The sequence below is a fragment of the Falsigemmobacter faecalis genome (assembly GCF_003863335.1).
GTDB classification, from domain to species: Bacteria; Pseudomonadota; Alphaproteobacteria; order Rhodobacterales; family Rhodobacteraceae; genus Wagnerdoeblera; species Wagnerdoeblera faecalis.
Genome location: NZ_RRAZ01000001.1, coordinates 183,156 through 203,627, shown reverse-complemented (window position 1 = coordinate 203,627; position 20,472 = coordinate 183,156). Strand labels below are relative to the sequence as shown.

The following is a 20,472-nucleotide window of genomic DNA, read 5'->3' as shown; positions in this document are numbered from 1 at the left end:
CTCTCACACTCGTCACCGGACCCCGTGCCCGGCAGGCCACAGCCTCTATTGCCGCGAGGCGCTCGGGTCAATAATCTCTGCCAGGAAGTGGCCCAGGGGACGACAATATGACCACCGATACCGATCGGATGACAGCCCAGGACGCGCTGATTGCCGTGATGACCGCCGTTTCTGTCTCAGACCAGCGGATGCGCACGGCAGAACTGGTGGCTATTGAGCGCATCGTGATTCACCTGCCGGTTTTCGCGGGCTATGACGTTGAGCGCATCAAGCATGTCGCACAGACAGTGCTGGATCTGCTGACCGAAGAAGACGGGCTGGATGCGCTTTTTGGGCTTGTGCGCGCGGCCCTGCCGGAACGGCTGTTTGAGACCGCCTATGCGCTGGCCTGCGATGTGGCAGCGGCAGACGGCACGCTGCGCGATATTGAACTGGCGATGCTGGAAGAGATCCGCGACCAGCTGCAACTGCACCGCCTGCTCGCCGCCGCCATAGAAACAGGTGCGCGGGCACGTCATCAAAGGCCCTGAGGCGCGCGACCCGTTGTTGCAGAGGCCGGCAGCAGCCGGGAGGTTTTGCACCTCCCGGACCCTCCGCAGAGTATTTAGAAAAAGCCAAATATCTGCCGACGCCCTTCTGACTTTGGCTTTTCAGAAATACTCCCGGGTGGGGTCCGGGGAGGGCAGGCAGCCCTCCCCGGCTTTGGCCGATTTTACGCTTCGAAAGCCGGCATGGAGGAGACGAGATGTGGAAGCGGCCTGACAAGGCGCGACAAAGCCATCGGGCGGCAGAAAGGCCTCAGCAGGGTTGAGGCCAGGCGTCGATCTCGGCGATGGCCTCCTCCGCGGTTTCCACAAAGCGGAAGAGGTGCAGATCTTCGTCGGAGATCGTCCCCGCCTCGGCCAGCGCCTCCCAGTTGATGACGTTTTCCCAGAAGGCGCGCCCGAAAAGGAGGAAGGGGATCGATTTCATCCGGCCGGTCTGGATCAGCGTCAGCGCCTCAAACATCTCATCCAGCGTGCCGAAGCCACCCGGAAAGACGCAGATGGCCTTGGCGCGCATCAGGAAATGCATCTTACGGATCGCGAAGTAGTGGAAATTGAAGCACAGATCGGGTGAGACATAGCTGTTGGGTGCCTGCTCATGTGGCAGCACGATGCTGAGGCCAATGGACTGCCCCCCCGCCTCGGCAGCGCCGCGGTTGCCCGCTTCCATCACGCCGGGACCGCCGCCGGTGATGATGACGTTCTGTTTGCCATAGCTCTGCATTGAGCGCTCGGTCATCAGGCGCGAGAAGCGGCGCGCTTCTTCATAATAGTGTGAAAGTGCAGCGAGCGCGGGGGTGCGCGCCGTTTCTGCATGTTCGGGCGCCGGAATACGGGCGCCGCCAAAGAGGACGATGGTCGTCTCAATGCCACGCTCATCCATGACCATCTGCGGCTTGAGAAGTTCAAGCTGCAGGCGCACCGGGCGCAGCTCTTCGCGGGTCAGGAAATCGGTATCGGTAAAGGCCAGCCGATAGGCCGGTGCGCGGGTCTGCGCCGTCTGCGGCACCTGATCGGCGGCGACAACGTCCTGGGCGGCATCACGAAACGGGTGGCTGCGGCTGTCGTCATTCATGGCAATCGTCCTGATCAAATTATATCCCCGTGATGGCATAACGCCGACATAAAACCAACATTGCGGCACGCAATGGTTACAATGGCGTGAAGCCCGCTGAACGATTGCGCCAAAGTCCTGTGCCGCCTATAGCGGGGGCGGATGACCCTCTGACCGACAGGATAAATCGCATGTCCAACGCCGCACTTGAGACCGCCATCGAAGCCGCATGGGATGCCCGTGACACGCTGAACCCCGCCTCGAAAGGTGAGGCCCGTGACGCCATTGAAGCAACGCTCGACGCGCTCGACAATGGCACGCTGCGTGTGGCGGAGCGTCAGGCCAACGGCGACTGGCATGTGAACCAATGGGCCAAAAAGGCCGTGCTGCTGGGCTTTCGCATCAAGGACATGGAGCCGCTGACCGGTGGTCCGCAGGACAGCTTTTTCTGGGACAAGGTCGACACCAAGTTCAAAGGCTGGGATGAGAACCGCTGGAAAGCAGCGGGCTTCCGCGCCGTTCCGGGCGCGATCGTGCGCCGCTCGGCCCATATCGGCAAGGGCGTGGTGCTGATGCCCTCGTTTGTGAACCTGGGCGCTTTTGTGGATGAGGGCACCATGGTCGACACCTGGGCCACCGTGGGCTCCTGCGCGCAGATCGGCAAGAACGTGCACCTCTCGGGCGGCGTTGGTATCGGCGGCGTGCTGGAGCCGATGCAGGCGGGTCCGACCATCATTGAGGACAACTGCTTCATCGGCGCGCGCTCTGAGGTGGTTGAGGGCTGCATCATCCGTGAGGGCTCGGTCCTCGGCATGGGCGTGTTCATCGGCAAATCGACCAAGATCCTTGATCGTGAGACCGGCGAAGTCTTCTACGGCGAAGTCCCTGCCGGTTCAGTGGTTGTCTCGGGCTCGATGCCGTCGAAAAACGGCGTGAACCTTTACTGCGCGGTGATCGTGAAGCGCGTCGATGCACAGACCCGCTCGAAAACCTCGATCAACGAACTGCTGCGCGACTGACCGCAAGCCCCGCCCCGGGCTTTGGCTTTTTCCAAATACTCCCGGGCGGGGTCCGGGGAGGGCAGGCAGCCCTCCCCGGCTTTGCCACAGGCGCGCGGCCTGCCGCCTTGCCGCTCCGGCCCCGTCTTGCTACATCTGCGCGCCATTCAACCCGGAGAGCCGCCATGACCACTGAAGCCAAACCGCGCCGCCCGCAGCAGGTGCATACCCTTCTGGTCGAAGTCGGCCGCAAGCCGGGCGACGGGCTGCCCAAACATGCGACCGGGGCGGCGCTGCTGTGCTATGCCTCGGGCGTGGAAGAGGCCGAGGCCGTGCGTGAGACCGTGGCCATCCTGCAGCAGGCCGATCTGTCGGTGCTGGAAGTCACCGGCCAGGGCACCCGCGAAGAGCGCGAAGCCGGCGGCGAAAAGATCGACCCGGAAGAGCTGGAACTGATGGAGCGCGCGCTGGCCGAAAATTCGGTCGTCGTCGCGGTCATCACGCCCTTCTTCGACTGATCAGACCGCCCTGCGGCAGCCGGTCAGATCCGCGACCGGCTGCGGCAGCACCCCATCGGGGTCTGCGGCGGCCAGCCAGTAGCCGCCCACCGACAGCAGCGCCGGGCGATCCGTCACCGGCACCGCCATGAGCGCGACCCGCGAGGGTCCGGTAAAGCGGCGCGCCTCCGGCAGGGCGGCCGCCGTGATCAGCCCCCCCTCACGCGAGAGCTGCGCGCGCGGCCCGATCAGCAGATCCCGGCCCTCAGGGCTTGGCACGCGCAGGGGCGAAAAAGCAAAGCCCGCAGGCACCTCGGCAAGCTGCATCCCGGCCAGACGCAGCTCGCGGCCTGAGATATCGAGAACCGCATCTCCGGCCATCAGCGCCGCGGCAGGCACCAGCCCGCCCGGGGTCTGCAGGAAGGTATTGCCCGCGACGGCCGCCCCGCGACCGATCTGCTCAGGGCCCGCCCGCCCGGGAGAGGCGCGCCGCAGGCCCGCGGTCTGCACAAAGCGGCACGCGCCCAGCGCAGCGACCAGAGCGGCCCCCAGCGGCAGCGGCAGCGACAGCGCGCCGGCCCCGATGGCCACGGGGGCGAGAAGCCGCCCCGCCGCATCGCAAAGCGACAGCCGCCAGCGCCCCGCCGGGGCCTCATCTCCGCCCCCGATGAAAGAAAAGGTCAGCTCAGCGCTGCCGGGATGGCTGTAAAGCTCGGCCGCAAGGACATGGCGCAGCACATGACCGCCCGGGCCGCGCAGGCGCAGCACCACGCCCACATCCTGCCCCGCGATCAGCGCCGCGCTCAGCGCACGGCCCTGATGCAGCACCCGCGCATCCGCGAGCACGGTGGCCACCCGCGGGATGCCCCGCAGCGCCACATTCACCGCCCCCGTGCGCAGAGGCTGCGCCGCCGGGACCGCCTCAGGTGCATCGCCCGTCAGCGCGATCCATGCCGTTGCCTGCATCATCTGTCTGCCCTCCCTCTGATCGGGCAGGGGCACGCGCGGTTCTCGGATGTCATGCTCTCTGCCTCACCGGCGCCTCGGGGCGCTCTCTTGGGATCAGTCTTGCGCCGCAGACCCGTCCTGTCATGCGTTCTGGCGGGCTGGCCTGCAGGAATGCCATCAGGGTTGCAGCTTTACCACAGCCCGCGCGGGGGCTATCCCATTTCAAACAGTCTGCCACGGGAGCCCGCCATGACCACTGCCCTGCCCTTTGACCCCTCAGATCCCGTTGCGCTGACCCAGGCGCTGGTACGCTGCCCGACGGTCACCCCCGCCGAGGGCGGCGCGCTGGTGCTGCTGGAGCAGATCCTGTCGGAAGCCGGCTTCAGCTGCACCCGGGTCGACCGCGCCGGAGTGCCGAACCTCTTTGCGCGCTGGGGTGCGAAGGGCGATGCGAAGACCTTTGGCTTTAACGGCCATACCGATGTGGTTCCGGTCGGCAATCTCGACGACTGGAGCGTCGATCCCTTTGGCGGTGAGATCAAAGACGGCAAACTCTGGGGCCGGGGCGCCTGCGATATGAAATCGGGCGTCGCGGCCTTTGCCGCCGCCGCGATTGATTTTGTGCGCGACACGCCCCCCGAAGGCGCGGTGATCCTGACGATCACCGGCGACGAAGAGGCCGTCTCGACCGATGGCACCGTCGCGCTTCTGGACTGGATGGCCGCTCAGGGCGAGCAGATGACCGATTGCATCGTCGGTGAGCCGACCTGCCCCGAAGAGATGGGCGATATGATCAAGATCGGCCGCCGCGGCGCGCTTTCGGCCTATTTCACCGCCCGCGGCACCCAGGGCCATTCGGCCTATCCGCATCTGGCGCGCAATCCGCTCAATGGCATGGCGCTGCTGATGAGCCGCCTGGCGGTGCATGAGCTCGATCAGGGCAATGCGCATTTCGGCCCCTCGACCCTTGCGATCACCACCATTGATACCGGCAATACCGCCGCCAATGTCATCCCGGCCAGCTGCAAAGCGACCGTCAATATCCGCTTCAACACCTGCCACACCGGCGAGAGCCTGACCAAATGGCTGGAGGCCGAAGCCGCGAAAGCCGGCGCAGAGGCAGGGGTGGAGATTTCGGTGCGGGTCCGCGTCGGCGGCGACTGCTTCCTGACCCCGCCGGGCGCGCTTTCTGCCATGGTCTCGCGCGCCGTGCAGACGGAAACCAACCGCACCCCGGTGCTCTCGACCTCAGGCGGCACTTCGGATGCGCGCTTTATCAAAGACCATTGCCCGGTGGTGGAATTCGGCCTCGTTGGCAAGACGCTGCATAAGGTCGATGAACATGTCGAAGTGGCGCATATCCATCAGCTCAAAGCGGTCTATACCCGCGTCCTGCATGACTATTTCGCATGAGCCTGGAGGTCTGCGTGACCACGGACCCGGAGCCCTGCTTCGCGCTGCGCCGCCAGGTCTTCATTGATGAGCAGCAGGTGCCGGAAGAGGAAGAATGGGACGCGCTGGACGCCGTTGCCATTCATCTTCTGATGACCGATGCGGGCCGCCCCCTTGGCACCGCGCGGCTGATTATCGACGGCGACGCCGGAAAAATCGGCCGCGTCTGTGTGCTGGGCGAAAGGCGCGGCACCGGGGCGGGGGCGCTTCTGATGCGCTTTGCGATCGCGCATCTGCGCGCGCGGGGGGATCTGAAAAAGCTGAAACTCTCGGCGCAAAGCTATGCCATCGGCTTTTATGAAAAGCTGGGCTTTACCGCCTATGGCCCGGAATATGACGATGCGGGCATCCCGCACCGCGATATGGTGATGGCCCTCTGACATCGGCGGCCCCGGGAAATTGCTTGCCCCGGGGCCGCGCGGCCTTATCCTGCGCATCAGGCTCAGGAGGAGGGCACCAGATGCAAATGAAAGACAGCCGCGACATTGCCGCGCCACCCGCAGAGGTCTGGCAGGCACTTTTTAACCCCGAAGTTCTGAAGGCCTGCGTTCCGGGCTGCGAGGAACTGACCGGCTCACCCGAGGAGGGGTTTGAGGCCGTGGTGGTGCAAAAGGTCGGCCCCGTGAAAGCGAAATTCGCAGGTCTGGTGAAGATGTCCGACATCGTCGAGGGGGTCAGCTGCACCCTTTCCGGTGAAGGCAAGGGCGGCGCTGCGGGCTTTGCCAAAGGGGCGGCCCGGGTGACCCTGGCCCCTTCGGGCGACGGCACGCTTCTGAGCTATGAGGTTGACGCCAATGTCGGCGGCAAGCTTGCGCAGCTCGGCAGCCGTATCATCGACAGCTTTGCCGCCAAACTCGCCGATGAGTTCTTCAACCGCTTCCAGGAGGCCATTGAAGGCCCCGCCGAGCCGCCGCCCGAAGGCGAAGCCGGCGAACCCGCGAAAAAAGGCTGGTTCAAGCGGCTGGTCAGCTGAGCCTTAAAGATTTTGCGGCCCGCCCAGGGCCGCAACCCGGTCATGGACCAGGCAGCTGGTCAGATGGTCATTCACCAGCCCCGCCGCCTGCATAAAGGCGTAAGTGATGGTCGGGCCACAGAATTTAAACCCCTCGCGCTTTAAGGCTTTCGAGAGCGCAAGGGAGATGTCGGTCTGTGCCGGGATCGGCGCGCCGGGCTGCAGGGCATTTTGCAAAGGCGCGCCATTGGTGAAGCGCCAGATGAACCCGGAAAATCCGCCCGGCTCTGCCTCAAGGCGCAGAAAGCTGCGGGCCGCCTGAATCGTGGCCTCGATCTTGCCACGGTGGCGGATGATGCCGGGATTTTGCAGCAGGACCGCGACCTCCGCCTCCCCCCAGGTGGCAATGATCTGCGGATCAAAGCCCGCAAAAGCCTCCCGAAAACTTTCCCGCCGCCGCAGAATGGTGATCCAGGACAGCCCGGCCTGAAACCCCTCAAGCATCAAAAGCTCCCACAGGGTGCGGCCGTCGGTCTCCGGAATGCCCCATTCCTCGTCGTGATAGCGGACATAAAGCGGATCCGTTCCGCACCAGGCGCAGCGCGTCTGCATCTTCCGACCCCTCTCCCGTGGCTCGCGGAAAAATTAGCGCAATTAGAACAAAATGGGAAACTTAAACGCGAATTAAGCTCCTTGCGGCAGTCTGGGTGCAATTGCCCCAGAGGAGGCCCACATGAAACATCCCAAGCCCCCCCGGCCTGAGGCCTTCTCAGATCCGCTGACAACGGCCGTCAGCCTGCGTGACCGCGAAGTGCTGGAGATGGTCGATCAGGCGCTTCGCGAGGGGCGCACGGCCCTGGCCTTTCAGCCCGTGGTGCTGGCCCGCGACAGGGGGCGGGTGGCCTTTTATGAGGGGCTGATTCGCATCCTTGATACCTCCGGCCGCATTATCCCGGCGCGGGAGTTTATCTCTGCGGTCGAAACGCGCGAGACCGGGCGACTGATCGACTGCGCGGCGCTGACCCATGGGCTGACAATCCTGCAGCGCGTCCCGGATCTGCGGCTTTCCATCAATATGTCCGCCCGTTCCATTGGCTATGGCCGGTGGATGAACACATTGCACCAGGGCCTGAAGCAGGATGAGACCCTGGCTGAGCGGCTGATTCTCGAGATCACCGAAAGCTCCGCCATGATGATGCCGGAGGTGGTGAGCGCCTTTATGGACGAGTTGCACGGCATGGGCATCGCCTTTGCGCTGGATGACTTTGGCGCGGGCTATACCGCCTTTCGCTATTTTCGCGAATTCTTCTTCGATATGGTAAAGATCGACGGACAGTTCATCCGTAATGTCGCCTCCAACCCCGACAACCAGGTGCTGACACGGGCGCTGACTTCCATCGGGCAGCATTTTGATATGCTGGTGGTGGCCGAAGCGGTCGAAAGTCAGGCCGATGCCGACTGGCTGGCCACGCTGGGGGTGGACTGCATGCAGGGCTATCACTTTGCCGCCCCCATGCTGCAACCCGAATGGTTTCCGCGCCCGGGCGGCGAGGGACGGCGGGGACGCGCCGCCGCAGGCTGAGACCCCGGGCCATTTTTCTTGCTCTTCCCGCCGCTGCGTCTTAGCCATAACGCACAGCAGCCTGTCACGCTGTGGCAGGGCTGAGTCCGGGCGTATTCTGCCCGACGGACCGGCAGGAAGGGCGCCCCCCTTCCCCGCCCCACTCAGGGAAGGAAGCCCATGACCAGAGTTGTTATTGTATCCGCAGCCCGTACCCCGGTTGGCAGCTTCAACGGCGCCTTTGCCCAGATCCCCGCGCATGATCTGGGCGCCATCGTGCTTGATGCCATCTGCACCCGCGCAGGGGTCGACAAATCGGAGGTCTCGGAAACCATCCTTGGCCAGGTGCTGACCGGCGGTCAGGGCCAGAACCCGGCGCGTCAGGCGCATATCAAAGCGGGTCTGCCGCAGGAAAGCTCAGCCTGGTCGATCAACCAGGTCTGCGGCTCGGGCCTGCGCGCGGTGGCGATTGCCGCCCAGCACATCGCCCTTGGGGATGCAGAGATCGTTGCCGCCGGTGGCCAGGAAAACATGTCGCTCTCTCCCCATGTCGCGCATCTGCGCTCGGGCCAGAAAATGGGCGATCTGAACTTCATCGATTCGATGATCAAAGACGGCCTCTGGGATGCCTTCAACGGCTATCACATGGGCCAGACCGCTGAAAACGTTGCAAATAAATGGCAGATCTCGCGCGAAGAGCAGGACATTTTTGCCGTCGCCAGCCAGAACAAAGCCGAGGCTGCGCAGAAGGCCGGGAAATTCGCCGATGAGATCGTCCCCGTCATCCTGAAAACCCGCAAGGGTGAGACGGTGGTCAGCGAGGATGAATATATCCGCCACGGCGCCACGCTGGACGCGATGACCAAACTGCGCCCGGCCTTTACCAAAGACGGCTCCGTCACGGCGGCCAATGCCTCGGGCATCAACGACGGCGCGGCGGCGGTTCTGCTGATGTCGGAGGCTGAGGCCGAAAAGCGCGGGTTGCAGATCCTGGCCCGCATCGCATCCTATGCGACCGCAGGTCTCGATCCGGCGATCATGGGCGTCGGCCCGGTTCACGCCAGCCGCAAAGCGCTGAGCAAAGCGGGCTGGGGTGTGAAAGATCTCGACCTCATTGAGGCCAATGAGGCCTTCGCCGCCCAGGCCTGCGCGGTGAACAAAGAGATGGGCTGGGATCCCTCGGTCGTGAACGTGAACGGCGGCGCCATCGCGATCGGCCATCCGATCGGGGCCTCAGGCGCGCGGGTTCTCAACACCCTGCTCTTTGAAATGCAGCGCCGCGATGCCCGGCGCGCGCTTGCCACGCTCTGCATCGGCGGCGGCATGGGCGTTGCCATGTGCCTTGAGCGCTGAGGCCTCTTCGAACATCATGCGCGCACCAGAGTTGCGCGCATGAATATTGCGTAGTAACAAAACTTAAAGACATATAATTTCTGTGAGGAGGATTCATGTCGAGAGTCGCACTGGTCACCGGTGGAACCCGCGGCATTGGCGCTGCCATTTCTAAGGCGCTGAAGGCCGCAGGCTATACCGTCGCGGCGAATTATGCCGGCAATGATGAAGCAGCCCGCAGCTTTACGGAGGCCACCGGCATTCCGACCTGGAAATGGGATGTCTCGGACTACGAGGCTTCAAAAGCCGGCATCGCCGCCATTGAAGCGGACCTCGGCCCCGTCGATATCGTGGTCGCCAATGCCGGGATCACCCGCGATGCGCCCTTCCACAAAATGACCCCCGGTCAGTGGAAAGAGGTGGTCGACACCAATCTGAACGGCGTTTTCAACACCGTCCACCCGGTCTGGGCCGGCATGCGTGAGCGCCGCTTTGGCCGCGTGGTTGTGATCTCCTCGATCAACGGCCAAAAAGGTCAGTTCGGTCAGGTGAATTATGCCGCGACCAAGGCGGGCGATCTGGGCATCGTGAAAAGCCTCGCCCAGGAAGGCGCGCGCAATGGCATTACCGCCAATGCGATCTGCCCGGGCTATATTGCCACCGAGATGGTGATGGCCATGCCCGAAAAGGCGCGCGAAAGCATCGCCGCACAGATCCCGACCGGCCGTCTGGGAGAGCCGGAAGAAATCGCACGTTGTGTCACCTTCCTGGTCGCAGAGGATTCGGCCTTTATCAACGGTTCGACGATCACGGCCAACGGCGGACAGTTTTTCGTCTGAAACCAAAGCACTGGTCTCAAGCCGGCCCAAGGGCCGGCTTTCTTTTATGCGCCGCGCTTTTTTTGCTCAATGCGGCAGCAATAAAATCAATATTGCTTAAATTCAGGCAATTCGGTCAGACTTGCCGCACAAAAATAAGACAAATGGCTGCCACTCTCTTCGGCACATGCCAGGCTGGCCTAAGTCCAACCGGAGGAAACTGATGCTTCAACGTGCTTTGAAAGTCGCGGCTCTTGGTCTGTCGCTCTCGGGTCTGTCGGCGGGTGTCGCCGCAGCGGAAACGGCGGTCAATTTCGCGCTCGACTGGAAGTTCGAAGGGCCCGCCGCGCCCTGGTTTGCTGCGGTCGATAATGGTCACTTCGGCGCTGAGGGGCTGAAGGTCGAAATCCAGGCGGGCCAGGGCTCGCTCGATGCGATCCCGAAGGTCGCCACCGGTGCGTTCCAGTTCGGCTTTGCCGATATGAACTCGATCGCGAAGTTTCTCGATCAGAACCCCGGCGCGCCGATTACCGCCGTGATGATCGTCTATGACAAGCCGGCCGCTGCCATCGTTGGCCGGAAGTCCAGGGGAATCAATGAGCTGAAGGATCTGGAAGGCCGGGTCCTTGGCGCACCGCCGCCGGATGGTGCCTGGTCGCAGTTCCCGGCGCTGGCCAATGCCAATGGCCTTGATGTCAGCAAAATCACCGTGGAGCCGGTCGGCTTCCCGACCCGTGAGCCGATGCTGGCCGAGGGCAAAGTCGATGCCGTCACCGGTTTTTCCTTCACCAGCTTCCTGAACACCCGCCGTCTCGGCGTTCCGGCCGACGATCTGACCGTCCTGCTGATGGCGGATTACGGCGTGCATTACTACGGCAACGCCGTGATCGTGAACACCGATTTCGCCAGGGCCAATGAAGCGGCTGTGACCGGATTTATCAAAGCGGCTGCAAAGGGTTGGCAGGATGCCGCGAAGGAGCCGCAGAAGGCGGTTGAGGGGATGATCCCGCGCACGCCCGCCTCGGATGTTGCGCTGGAGACCGAGCGGCTGGAGCTGGCTTTGCGCGATGTGGTGGTGACCGATTACGTCAAAGCCAATGGCATGGGCGGCATCGACGCGGACCGCTATGCGAAATCGATTGAGCAGCTCAAAGAGATCTATGAGTTCAAAAACGCGCCGACCCCGGAGCTTTACTACACGGACGCTTATCTGCCGAAAGACGACAGCCTGAAATTCTGATTGCGACCGCCCCCGGCTGCGGCTCTGCCGCAGTCGGGGGATTTCTGTTTATGGGGGGCGATCAGACGTGACTGATCTCGTTGAAATTAAAGGTGTTTCGCATGCCTACCGCACGCCTTCGGGTGCGCTGCCGGTGCTGCGTGATCTGAATATTGCAATACCTGAGGGGAAGTTCTGCGCCGTTGTGGGGCCATCGGGCTGCGGAAAATCCACCCTGACGCGGTTGATCGCGGGGCTGATGAAGCCCGATCAGGGCGAGGTCTGGCTGCATGGTGAGCGGGTGAAAAGCCCGCGCAAGACCGTGGGCATGGCGTTTCAGAACCCGGTCATGCTGGAATGGCGCACGATCCTTGAGAATGTGATGCTGCCGCTGGAGATCGTGGCCCCCTCCATGCCGAAGGCGCAGCGCGAAGAGCGGGCGATGAAGCTGCTCGCTCTGGTGGGTCTGGCGGGCTTTGAGGCCAAGCGGCCGAGCCAGCTGTCGGGCGGGATGCGGCAGCGCGCAAGCCTGTGCCGCGCGATCGTCCACAAGCCCGAAGTGCTGATTATGGATGAGCCCTTTGGCGCGCTCGATGCCTTCACCCGCGAGGATCTGTGGCAATTAATGCATAAGCTGCGCGCGGAAGAGCCGTTTACGGCCCTGCTGATCACCCATGATCTGCGCGAGAGCGTCTATCTGGCCGATGAGATCATCGTGCTTTCGGATCGTCCGGCCCATGTGCAATACCGCATGCAGGTGGAGTATCCGCTTAGCATGCGGCCGATTTCAATGCTTTACGAGGCAGAGAGCATCGAGCGTCTGGCCATCCTGCGCGATCAGATCGAGATTGCCCAGGGCCGCAACGGGGGGGCGCATTGATGCAGGCACTTCGCAAAGCCGCACCGCCGCTGATAGCGCTTTTCGTGATCATTGCCTTTTGGGAATGGCTGGTCTGGTTCAAAGGCTGGCCGAATTACAAAATGGCCTCGCCTTCCGATCTCTGGCCCGCCTATCAGCGCTATGGCCATCTGTTTTTGACCATGGGCTGGGATACGCTTTGGCGCACGGTCGTGGGGCTGCTGCTGGCGGTGGTCTTTGGCACCTTCCTTGGCATGATCATGGGCTTTTCGCGGATCATGCGCGAGGCGCTTTATCCGATTCTGGTGGGCTTTAACGCCATCCCGAAAGCCTCGGTGGTGCCGGTGATCGCGCTGATCTTTGTGGGCCAGCATGATTTCAACACCATTCTGATCGCCTTTATGATCTCGTTTTTCCCGATCGCGGTCTCGGTCTCGATCGGGTTGTCGACGCTGGAGCCGGAGTATCGCGATATTCTGCGCGCGCTTGGCGCGAGCCGTTTCACGATTTTTCGTAAGATCGCTTTGCCAAAGACGCTGCCGGAGTTTTTTGGCGCTTTGAAGGTGGCGGTGACGCTGGCCTTTATCGGCACCAATCTGATGGAGATTGTGGAGCCGCATGGCCGGGGTCTGGGCGCGCTTTTTGACAGCGGCAAGATCAATGCGGATTACCCGCTGATGTTTGCGGTGCTGCTGGCGCTGGCCTTCCTGGGGATTGTGCTTTTCTACGTCGTGGTCGTGCTTGAGAAGATCTTCGCAGGCTGGGCGGATCGCGGACAATAAGCGCGGGGTCGGTTCAACAAAAAGCGGGGGCCACGGCCCCCGCACCCCCGTCTGAAGGGGCAGCGCCCCTTCAGACTTCCCCGATCACAGGCTTGTTGCGCTGTAGATCGGGGTCAGGTCTTTGTTCCATTCCGTCTCATAGGCGCGCAGCAGGCGGTCGGCCTGAACCTCGCCTTTGGCGGCATCGGCATCGAGGATGTCGAGGAAGCGCTCTTCCGAGAGGCCGCGGGCCTGCAGGCCCTGGCGCGAGAGTTTCAGGGTTTCGCGGGCGAGATAGAGCAGGCGGATGCCATCGGCCTCGCCCTGGAGCGCCTGCTCTGAGGCGGCGACGCGCAGGCCCTCACGGGTCGCGGTGGAGAGGCCTTTGACCAGATCCCAGGCGGCATCTAGCGCGCCCTGGTCATACATCAGCCCGACCCAGAAGGCGGGGAGCGCGCTGAGATGGGCCTGAGAGCCCGCATCGGCGCCGCGCATTTCGATGTATTTTTTGACCCGCGCTTCCGGGAAGACGGTGGTCAGGTGATCGGCCCAGTCCGAGAGGGTCGGCACTTCACCCGGCATGGCAGGAAGTTTGCCTTGCAGGAAAGCCCGGAAGCTCTGGCCGCGGGCGTCGATATATTTGCCGTCGCGGTAGACGAAATACATCGGCACATCGAGCACCCAATCGGCATAGGCCTCAAAGCCGAAGCCCTCGTCGAAGACGAAGGGCAGCATGCCGGTGCGCGAATTATCAAGGCCGCGCCAGATCCGCGAGCGCCAGGATTTATGACCGTTGGGCTTGCCATCGAAGAAGGGCGAAGAGGCAAAGAGCGCGGTCGCCACCGGCTGCAGCGCCAGCGCCACGCGCATCTTTTTGACCATATCGGCCTCTGACCCGAAGTCGAGGTTCACCTGAACGGTCGAGGTGCGATACATCATCTGGGTGCCGTGCGTGCCCACGCGCCCCATATATTCGGTCATCAGCCGGTAGCGGCCCTTGGGCATCACCGGCATCTGGTCATGCGACCACTCAGGCGCGGCACCAAGGCTCATGTAGCGGATGCCGAGGGGACCTGCGACGGCCCCGACTTCGGTGAGGTGGTTTTGCAGCTCAGCTTCGGTCTCAACCACCGAGACCAGCGGCGCGCCCGAAAGCTCCAGCTGGCCGCCCGGCTCAAGTGAGATATTGGCGCCGTCGCGGTGCAGCCCGATCAGCTCACCCGCTTCCAGAACCGGGGTCCAGTTAAAGCGGTCGCGCAGCCCTTCGAGGACGGCTTTGACCGAGGCCTGGCCCTCATAGGGGACCGGCTTGCGGGTCGTGGTCAGCCAGCCGAATTTCTCATGCTCGGTCCCGATGCGCCAGGCGTCGCGCGGTTTGGAGCCCGATTCCATCAGTTCGGCAAGTTGCTCCGGACGTTCAATCGGCCCGCCGCCGGACTGAGGAATAGACATGCAGGACTCCGCCTTTAAACTGGTTTGCGATGAGAAGTGTCCCCTGGGCGGAGCCAAGTCAAGTCCGCCACAGGGATTAGGAACGCGGCCGAAACGGAAGCAGGACCGCGCTTTCGGCCTGCCAGAGAACCGCAATATCCTCCTGAGAGGCGAGTGCAGAGATCAGCTTTCCCCCATCGAGCCCCGGAAGCGCTGTGAGTGCGCCGAAAAGCTGCTCGGCACCGGCCGCGTCGACGGGGACCTGCAGGCGATTGCCGCCATCATCTGACAGCACCCAGACCCTTTGCCCGCCGTCAGATTGCAGCCCCACCCGGCTGAGATCCGAGAGCGCCAGAAAGCCGCCGCCGGACGGGCCGAACCAGGCGATCTGCCCCTCCAGCACCTCAACCGCGCCCGGCCCCTCTGCCTCGCCCTGAAAGCGCAGCCGCTGAAAGGCATCGCGCGCGAGGATAAGTCCCAGAAGCGCCAGCGCGATGCCAAAGCCCGCCAGCAGCCAGCCCCCGCGCGTGCCAAGCCAGAGCCCGCAGAGCACGAGAGCCAGCGCCCCGCCGACCCCGGACCAGCGCCACAAAAACGCCTGTGCCTCGGGGCGGATCATGGCTTACGCCCCCGCCCAGTCGCCAAGCTCGGCCTGCCAGAGGCTGAGGGCGGCGACGGCGGCGGTATCGGCGCGCAGGATGCGCGGACCCAGCGAGACGGGGGTAACAAAGGGAAATGCGGCCAGTTTTGCCTGTTCCGCCGGGGAGAAGCCCCCCTCAGGGCCGATGAGAATGGCCCAGGGCCCGCGCTCCAGCCCCTTCAGGCTGTGGACCGAGCCGACCCTTGCCTCATCGCACCACAAAATCCGGCGCGCCGGATCCCAGGAGGCCAGCAGCTTCGCCAGCGGCTGCAGATCCGCCACCTCGGGCACATAGGTGCCGCCGCATTGCTCGGCGGCTTCCAGGGCATGGGCCTGCAGGCGGTCCTGGCGCAGCCGCTCGGAATTGGTGAAATCGGTCTGCACCGGCAGGATCCGGGCCGCGCCCATCTCAGTCGCCTTTTCGACGATGAAATCGGTGCGGGCCTTTTTGATCGGCGCGAAGAGCAGCCACAGATCGGGCGGCAGCTGCACGGGGCGGGTCTGCTCGCGCACGACCAGCGCGCCGCCGCGTTTGGAGGCCTGGGTGACTTCGGCCACCCATTCCCCGTCCCGGCCATTGAAGGCCAGAATAAGGTCACCCGGCGCAAGCCGCATGACTGCAAAAAGATAATTTGCCTGATCGCGGTCGGGTGCGAGCAGTTGCCCCGGCGCGAGAGGCTGGTCTAGATGGAGGCGAACCTTGGGTGTCATGGGAATAGCTGTATGACCGGAGCCGCGAAATTGCCAGAGCCGGAAGGCCGCGTTGCCGACGCCTCCCGTGACAACTGGGTCGACCGCTATGCGCCGGCACCCGCGCGGCCCTATCTGCGGCTGTCGCGGGCGGACCGACCCATTGGCACCTGGCTTTTGCTGCTGCCCTGCTGGTGGGCGATTGCATTGGCGGCGGCGGCGGATGCGCCTTCGCTTTGGGATCTGTGGCTGGCGCTTGGCTGTGCGATTGGCGCTTTTGTGATGCGCGGGGCGGGCTGCACCTGGAATGACATCACCGACCGGAAGTTTGACGCCCGGGTGGCGCGCACCCGCTCGCGTCCGATCCCCTCGGGCCAGGTCAGTGTGAAACAGGCCGTGGTCTGGATGGGGGTGCAGGCGCTTCTGGGCTTTCTGGTTTTGATCACGCTGCCGCCTCTGGCGATTGGCCTCGGCGTGGGGTCGCTGGCACTTGTGGCGATTTATCCCTTCGCCAAGCGCTTTACCTGGTGGCCGCAGCTGTTTCTGGGGCTGGCCTTCAACTGGGGCGCCCTGCTGGCCTGGGCGGCGCATGACAATTCCATCGGCTGGCCTGCGGTGCTGATGTGGGTGGCGGGCATCTGCTGGACGCTGTTTTATGACACCATCTATGCCCATCAGGACAAAGAGGATGACGCGCTGATCGGGGTGAAATCCACCGCGCGGCTCTTTGCCGAAAATACCGGCCGCTGGCTCTTTGGCTTTCAGATTGCCGCGGTGCTTTTGCTGACGGCCTCGGTGCTGCTGGCGCTGCTTCCGGCGGGGGCTTCGGGGCTTTCAATCGGGCTGGCGCTGGCGGGGGTCTGGCTTTTCGCGGGCCATCTCACCTGGCAGCTTGGCCGGCTGGAAACGGAAAATACAGATCTCTGCCTCAGGCTCTTTAAATCCAATCGCGAAGCCGGGCTGATTCTTGCGCTGTTTCTTGCCGGTGCCGCGCTGGCCGCATTGATCCCGGCATAAGCCGCCCCTACCAAGAGGTCTTCCAAGCCGGGAATATCGGATGCAGCGCCGCAAAGCCTTACTGACCCTCGCCGCCTTTCTTTTTGCCGCCGCCTTTTCGCTGGTGATGGCAACCTTTGTCGGCGGCGCGCTGGAAAGCCGGTCAGAGCGTCATTCTCTGCGCGCGCTCAACGCGGCGGGCTTCGACTGGGTTGAGGTCTCGGCCGATGGCCTGCTGGTCACCCTGACCGGCACCGCCCCGACCGAGGCGATACGCTTTCGCGCCGCCAAAGTGGTGGCGGATACCGTGGGTGCCAGCCGGGTGATTGACCAAATTGAGGTCACTCCGGCCCGGGCCCTGACGGCCCCGCATTTCTCGCTGGAGCTGCTGCGCAATGACGATGGTGTCTCGATCATCGGTCTGGTCCCCACCGCCTGGGAGGGGGAGGCCTTTGTCACCGCCGCCGACAGCCTGAGCGAGCAGGATCTGACCAATATGATCGAAACCGCCGATTTTCCGCCCCCCGAGGGCTGGGACCCGGCGATCGCCTTTGGCTTTGAGGCGCTGAAAACGCTGCCGCGCTCAAAGATCTCGATCTCGGCGACGCAGGTGAAAATCACCGCCATCGCCGACAGCCCCGATCAGAAGGCGGGCTTTGAGCGGGCTTTGAACCGGGTCCGCCCGCGGGGCCTGAACGTTGTCACCGAGATTTCCGCGCCCCGCCCGGTCATTACGCCCTTCACGCTGCGCTTTGTGATCGAAGACGGCAAGGCCCGCTTTGATGCCTGCGCCGCCGATACCGAACGCGCCCGCGCGCGCATTCTGACCGCCGCCCGTCAGGCCGGGGCCGAAGACAACCCTTCCTGCGTGATCGGCCTTGGCACCCCTTCGCCCAGTTGGGCGGATGCGGCGGTGCAATCCATCGGCGCGCTGGCGAAACTCGGGGCAGGCTCGGTGACGATTTCAGATGTCGATCTGACGCTGATCGCCGACAGCACTGTTTTGCAAAGCGAATTTGACCGCGTTGTGGGCGAACTCACCACCGCGCTGCCGGATGTCTTCTCGCTGAAAGCCACACTCACCCCGCGCGAGCAGGCAAGCACAGGCCCCGCCCAGTTCACCGGCATTCTGGCCGCAGACGGCAAGCTGCAACTGCGCGGCCGTCTGGCCGATGACCGCATGAAGACCGTGGTTGAGGCCTATGCCCGCGCGCGCTTCGGGGCGGAAAACGTCTATATCGCGACCCGCCAGGAAGACACCCTGCCCCAGGGCTGGGGCCTGCGGGTGCTGGCGGGCCTTGCGGCGCTGTCGGAGCTGAACAGCGGCGGCCTGCTGGTCGAGCCGGATCTGGTCGCCGTCAAAGGCGAGACCGGAAGCCAGGGTGCGCGGGCTGAAATCTCGCGGCTCCTCTCCAACCGTCTGGGTCAGGGCGCGGAATTCCGGGTCGATGTCACCTATAATGAGCGGCTCGACCCGACCCGTGGTCTGCCGTCCGCGCATGACTGCCTGAAATTCGCCGAGAACATTCTGGGCGCACGTCAGATCAAATTCGCCCCTGGCTCGAAACAGCTTGAGGGCGATTCGCTGAAGATCGTGGAAGATATGGCCGCCGCGCTGAAGGACTGCCGCGAAGTGCAGCTTGAGATCGGTGGTCACACCGATTCTCAGGGCCGCGCCGAAAGCAATCTCGCCCTGTCGCAGGAACGCGCGGATGCGGTTCTGGAAAAACTCGCCGAGCTTGGCACCGATGTCAGCGAGATGAGCGCGCGCGGCTATGGCGCCTCCCAGCCGCTGGCCGACAACGGCACCGAGGCCGGGCGCGACGCCAACCGCCGCATCGCGGTGAAACTCCTGAATGAAATTGAAACCCGCCCCAGCCTGCGCGACCTCCTGCGCGAGCTGGAGCAGGAAGATGACGGCGAGGCCCTGCCCGATGCCATCACCGGCGACGAGACAGACGATCTGATCCCCGAGGGGGAAGAGCCCATGGGCGAAGCGGGTGATCTGGAAGTCGGCAGTGACGGGGAAGTCACCCCTGCGGAGGAGGAGGAACCCGCCTCCCCGGCAGAGACATCGGTTGACGCTGAACCCGCTCCCGCCCCGGAAGAAACCGCACAGGAACCGGCGGACACAGCGCCCGAAACCGCCCCTGAGGCGGTTGACGATGGCCTCTGGACACCGCACCCTGAAGTGGAAAACCTGCGCCCGCGTCCGCGCCAATAAGGAGAGCCCTGATGAACCGCACCGAGCTGATTATCGGGATGGCCGTCATTCTTTTCGTCTCCTTCGCCCTGGGCTGGTTCGCCTATTGGCTGATGCAGCGCTTCACCCGCGTTCCGGGCGAAGAAACGGGTGAACTGGAGCGCCTGGCCCAGGCGCTGCATGAAGCCGAAGAGACCCGCGATGAGGCGATCCTCTATCTGCAGGAGCGTGAGGCCGAGCTTGCGAACCGCATCTCGCAGACGGAGGCCGAGTTGCGCGCCGCGACGGACGGCCTGCGGAGCGCCCGCCAGGAGGCGGCCTCCCTGCGCGGTATCGCGACGACCTGAAGGGACAGCCGCCTCAGCCGATCGGCCCGGGGCGGCCCTCCTCAGACAAAAGGACATTGGCCTCAACCTGCCCCACGCCGGGCAGTGTCATGATGCGGCGGCGCAGAACCCGTTCGAAATCCGTGATATCCCGGGCGACCACCCGCAGGCGGTAGTCAAAAAGCCCTAAGACATGCTGCACCACCTGAACCTCAGGAATGGCTTTCACCGCACGCTCAAAATCCTCAATACTGACCCTGCCCTTGGTGGCCAGTTTGATGCCCAGAAAGACCGTCACTCCGAACCCAAGAGCCACGCGGTCCACATCAAGCCGCCGCCCGCGGATGACCCCGGCCTCTTCCAGCCGTTTTATGCGCCGCCAGGCCGACGGCTGGCTGATGCCAACCGCCTTGCCCATCGCCCCCGCCCCGGTCGTCGCATCCCGGGCCAGCATGGCCAGCAGCGCGCGGTCAATCTCATCAAGATCCGTCATCCGTTCCGTCTTCCTCAGCGCCCGAAACCCGGGCTCAAAGCTGCTCTCTTCATGACAGTGAGCCCGACTGCACCGGAAAGGCGCCCGCTGCCATCTGACCCCACCGACATAGCAAACCCCTGTGACCAATCGATTAACATGTCAGATTGGCAGGGCCGATTCGTCCTTCAGGGTTGCCACCAGCATCAGGGCTTCGATGTCGGAAATATGCGGCAGGCTCAGGATCCGGCTGCGGTAGACTTCGGCATAATGCGCCATATCCCGCGCGATCACATTCAGCCGCAGATCCACACGGCCCAGAAAGGTCTCAATCCGGATGACCTCAGGGACCAGGCGTGCGGCCTCAATGAACTCGTCGAAAGCCCGCGGGTGCGTTTTATCAAGGTTAAAGCGAAGGGACACCTCCACCTCATAGCCCATCGCGCGCCAGTCGATGACCGCACGGGGCACCCCGACCACCCCGGCCGAGCGCAGCCGCTCCAGCCTGCGCCAGCAGGTGGCGGTGGTCACCCCGGCCCGCGCGGCAAGATCCGCCGTGGTCATCTCCGCATCGGCCAGAAGCTGGCGCAGGATCCTGCGGTCCGTGTCATCAATCTGAATAGTCATTTCACCAGAATACCTATGTAAGAATAAATAATCCAGACAAGCGCAAATCTCTGCAGAGATTGTGACCAGACTTTTGCGAAAACCGGTAGAT

At 63.7% G+C, this 20,472-nt stretch carries 23 protein-coding genes; 15 read left to right on the top strand and 8 right to left on the bottom strand.

The genetic code is table 11. The features are described from left to right. Window positions 1–107 precede the first annotated feature (107 nt). Window positions 108–530 (top strand): tellurite resistance TerB family protein, encoded by a 423-nt coding sequence (locus tag EG244_RS01105; protein ID WP_124963158.1) that lies wholly within the window; start codon window positions 108–110, stop codon window positions 528–530. A 268-nt stretch (window positions 531–798) separates the two neighbouring features. On the opposite strand, the gene EG244_RS01100 is transcribed toward EG244_RS01105, so the two are convergent. Next, window positions 799–1,620 carry an LOG family protein gene (locus tag EG244_RS01100; RefSeq protein WP_124963157.1) on the bottom strand — a complete coding sequence of 274 codons (822 nt, stop codon included), beginning with the start codon at window positions 1,618–1,620 and terminating at the stop codon, window positions 799–801. A gap of 170 nt (window positions 1,621–1,790) precedes the next feature. Here EG244_RS01100 and dapD point away from each other — a divergent pair, with 170 nt between their 5' ends. Together dapD and EG244_RS01090 are read left to right on the top strand one after the other, a co-directional pair. After that, complete coding sequence (gene dapD / locus EG244_RS01095) at window positions 1,791–2,618, top strand: 2,3,4,5-tetrahydropyridine-2,6-dicarboxylate N-succinyltransferase (RefSeq protein WP_124963156.1); 828 nt, start codon at window positions 1,791–1,793, stop codon at window positions 2,616–2,618. A gap of 164 nt (window positions 2,619–2,782) precedes the next feature. Next, the gene (locus EG244_RS01090; RefSeq protein WP_124963155.1) at window positions 2,783–3,115 is read left to right on the top strand and encodes a hypothetical protein; all 333 of its coding nucleotides are present in this window, start codon (window positions 2,783–2,785) and stop codon (window positions 3,113–3,115) included. Here EG244_RS01090 and EG244_RS01085 read toward each other — a convergent pair whose 3' ends face one another. Continuing rightward, on the bottom strand, window positions 3,116–4,063 hold the full coding sequence (locus tag EG244_RS01085) for a hypothetical protein (protein WP_124963154.1): 948 nt from the start codon (window positions 4,061–4,063) through the stop codon (window positions 3,116–3,118). Between the two features lie 228 nt (window positions 4,064–4,291). Between EG244_RS01085 and dapE the strand changes: the two genes are divergently transcribed. From dapE to EG244_RS01070, 3 genes are all read left to right on the top strand, one after another. Beyond that, window positions 4,292–5,455: a succinyl-diaminopimelate desuccinylase gene (dapE, locus tag EG244_RS01080; protein WP_124963153.1), complete on the top strand. Its 1,164-nt coding sequence runs from the start codon at window positions 4,292–4,294 to the stop codon at window positions 5,453–5,455. Beyond that, window positions 5,452–5,874, top strand: coding sequence for a GNAT family N-acetyltransferase (locus tag EG244_RS01075; protein ID WP_124963152.1), 423 nt, complete (start codon window positions 5,452–5,454; stop codon window positions 5,872–5,874). The genes dapE and EG244_RS01075 overlap by 4 nt, the downstream gene beginning before the upstream one ends. 80 nt (window positions 5,875–5,954) lie before the next feature. After that, window positions 5,955–6,467 (top strand): CoxG family protein, encoded by a 513-nt coding sequence (locus EG244_RS01070; protein WP_124963151.1) that lies wholly within the window; start codon window positions 5,955–5,957, stop codon window positions 6,465–6,467. Window positions 6,468–6,470: 3 nt separating this feature from the next. Here EG244_RS01070 and EG244_RS01065 read toward each other — a convergent pair whose 3' ends face one another. Further along, window positions 6,471–7,058: a DNA-3-methyladenine glycosylase I gene (locus EG244_RS01065; protein ID WP_124963150.1), complete on the bottom strand. Its 588-nt coding sequence runs from the start codon at window positions 7,056–7,058 to the stop codon at window positions 6,471–6,473. A gap of 121 nt (window positions 7,059–7,179) precedes the next feature. Between EG244_RS01065 and EG244_RS01060 the strand changes: the two genes are divergently transcribed. The 6 genes from EG244_RS01060 (at window position 7,180) to EG244_RS01035 (ending at window position 13,017) form a co-directional block, all read left to right on the top strand. After that, window positions 7,180–8,028, top strand: coding sequence for an EAL domain-containing protein (locus tag EG244_RS01060; RefSeq protein WP_124963149.1), 849 nt, complete (start codon window positions 7,180–7,182; stop codon window positions 8,026–8,028). 159 nt (window positions 8,029–8,187) lie between these two features. After that, window positions 8,188–9,360, top strand: a complete 1,173-nt coding sequence (locus tag EG244_RS01055; protein ID WP_124963148.1) for an acetyl-CoA C-acetyltransferase — start codon at window positions 8,188–8,190, stop codon at window positions 9,358–9,360. A 95-nt stretch (window positions 9,361–9,455) separates the two neighbouring features. After that, on the top strand, window positions 9,456–10,178 hold the full coding sequence (phbB, locus tag EG244_RS01050) for an acetoacetyl-CoA reductase (protein WP_124963147.1): 723 nt from the start codon (window positions 9,456–9,458) through the stop codon (window positions 10,176–10,178). Between the two features lie 202 nt (window positions 10,179–10,380). Beyond that, a complete protein-coding gene (locus EG244_RS01045; RefSeq protein ID WP_124963146.1) occupies window positions 10,381–11,397 on the top strand; it encodes an ABC transporter substrate-binding protein in 1,017 nt (338 codons plus the stop codon). Window positions 11,398–11,464: 67 nt separating this feature from the next. Next, window positions 11,465–12,256, top strand: a complete 792-nt coding sequence (locus tag EG244_RS01040) for an ABC transporter ATP-binding protein (protein WP_124963145.1) — start codon at window positions 11,465–11,467, stop codon at window positions 12,254–12,256. Then, entirely contained in the window at window positions 12,256–13,017 is a 762-nt protein-coding gene (locus EG244_RS01035; RefSeq protein ID WP_124963144.1) for an ABC transporter permease, read from the top strand. The genes EG244_RS01040 and EG244_RS01035 overlap by 1 nt, the downstream gene beginning before the upstream one ends. A gap of 84 nt (window positions 13,018–13,101) precedes the next feature. Here EG244_RS01035 and EG244_RS01030 read toward each other — a convergent pair whose 3' ends face one another. The 3 genes from EG244_RS01030 to EG244_RS01020 form a co-directional block, all read right to left on the bottom strand. Next, a complete protein-coding gene (locus EG244_RS01030) occupies window positions 13,102–14,448 on the bottom strand; it encodes a glutamate--cysteine ligase (protein ID WP_124963143.1) in 1,347 nt (448 codons plus the stop codon). 76 nt (window positions 14,449–14,524) lie between these two features. Beyond that, window positions 14,525–15,046 carry a hypothetical protein gene (locus tag EG244_RS01025; protein WP_124963142.1) on the bottom strand — a complete coding sequence of 174 codons (522 nt, stop codon included), beginning with the start codon at window positions 15,044–15,046 and terminating at the stop codon, window positions 14,525–14,527. A 3-nt stretch (window positions 15,047–15,049) separates the two neighbouring features. Beyond that, window positions 15,050–15,778: a 16S rRNA (uracil(1498)-N(3))-methyltransferase gene (locus EG244_RS01020; protein WP_124963141.1), complete on the bottom strand. Its 729-nt coding sequence runs from the start codon at window positions 15,776–15,778 to the stop codon at window positions 15,050–15,052. 12 nt (window positions 15,779–15,790) lie between these two features. Here EG244_RS01020 and ubiA point away from each other — a divergent pair, with 12 nt between their 5' ends. From ubiA to EG244_RS01005, 3 genes are read left to right on the top strand one after another with little or no spacing between them, the layout of a single operon-like run. Continuing rightward, window positions 15,791–16,774, top strand: coding sequence for a 4-hydroxybenzoate octaprenyltransferase (gene ubiA / locus EG244_RS01015; RefSeq protein WP_124963140.1), 984 nt, complete (start codon window positions 15,791–15,793; stop codon window positions 16,772–16,774). Window positions 16,775–16,814: 40 nt separating this feature from the next. Further along, on the top strand, window positions 16,815–18,977 hold the full coding sequence (locus tag EG244_RS01010) for an OmpA family protein (RefSeq protein ID WP_124963139.1): 2,163 nt from the start codon (window positions 16,815–16,817) through the stop codon (window positions 18,975–18,977). A gap of 11 nt (window positions 18,978–18,988) precedes the next feature. Further along, window positions 18,989–19,303: a hypothetical protein gene (locus tag EG244_RS01005; RefSeq protein ID WP_124963138.1), complete on the top strand. Its 315-nt coding sequence runs from the start codon at window positions 18,989–18,991 to the stop codon at window positions 19,301–19,303. Window positions 19,304–19,316: 13 nt separating this feature from the next. Here EG244_RS01005 and EG244_RS01000 read toward each other — a convergent pair whose 3' ends face one another. Together EG244_RS01000 and EG244_RS00995 are read right to left on the bottom strand one after the other, a co-directional pair. Then, window positions 19,317–19,775, bottom strand: coding sequence for an Lrp/AsnC family transcriptional regulator (locus tag EG244_RS01000; RefSeq protein ID WP_124963137.1), 459 nt, complete (start codon window positions 19,773–19,775; stop codon window positions 19,317–19,319). Between the two features lie 141 nt (window positions 19,776–19,916). Beyond that, entirely contained in the window at window positions 19,917–20,381 is a 465-nt protein-coding gene (locus EG244_RS00995; RefSeq protein ID WP_124963136.1) for an Lrp/AsnC family transcriptional regulator, read from the bottom strand. Between the last annotated feature and the right edge of the window lie 91 nt (window positions 20,382–20,472).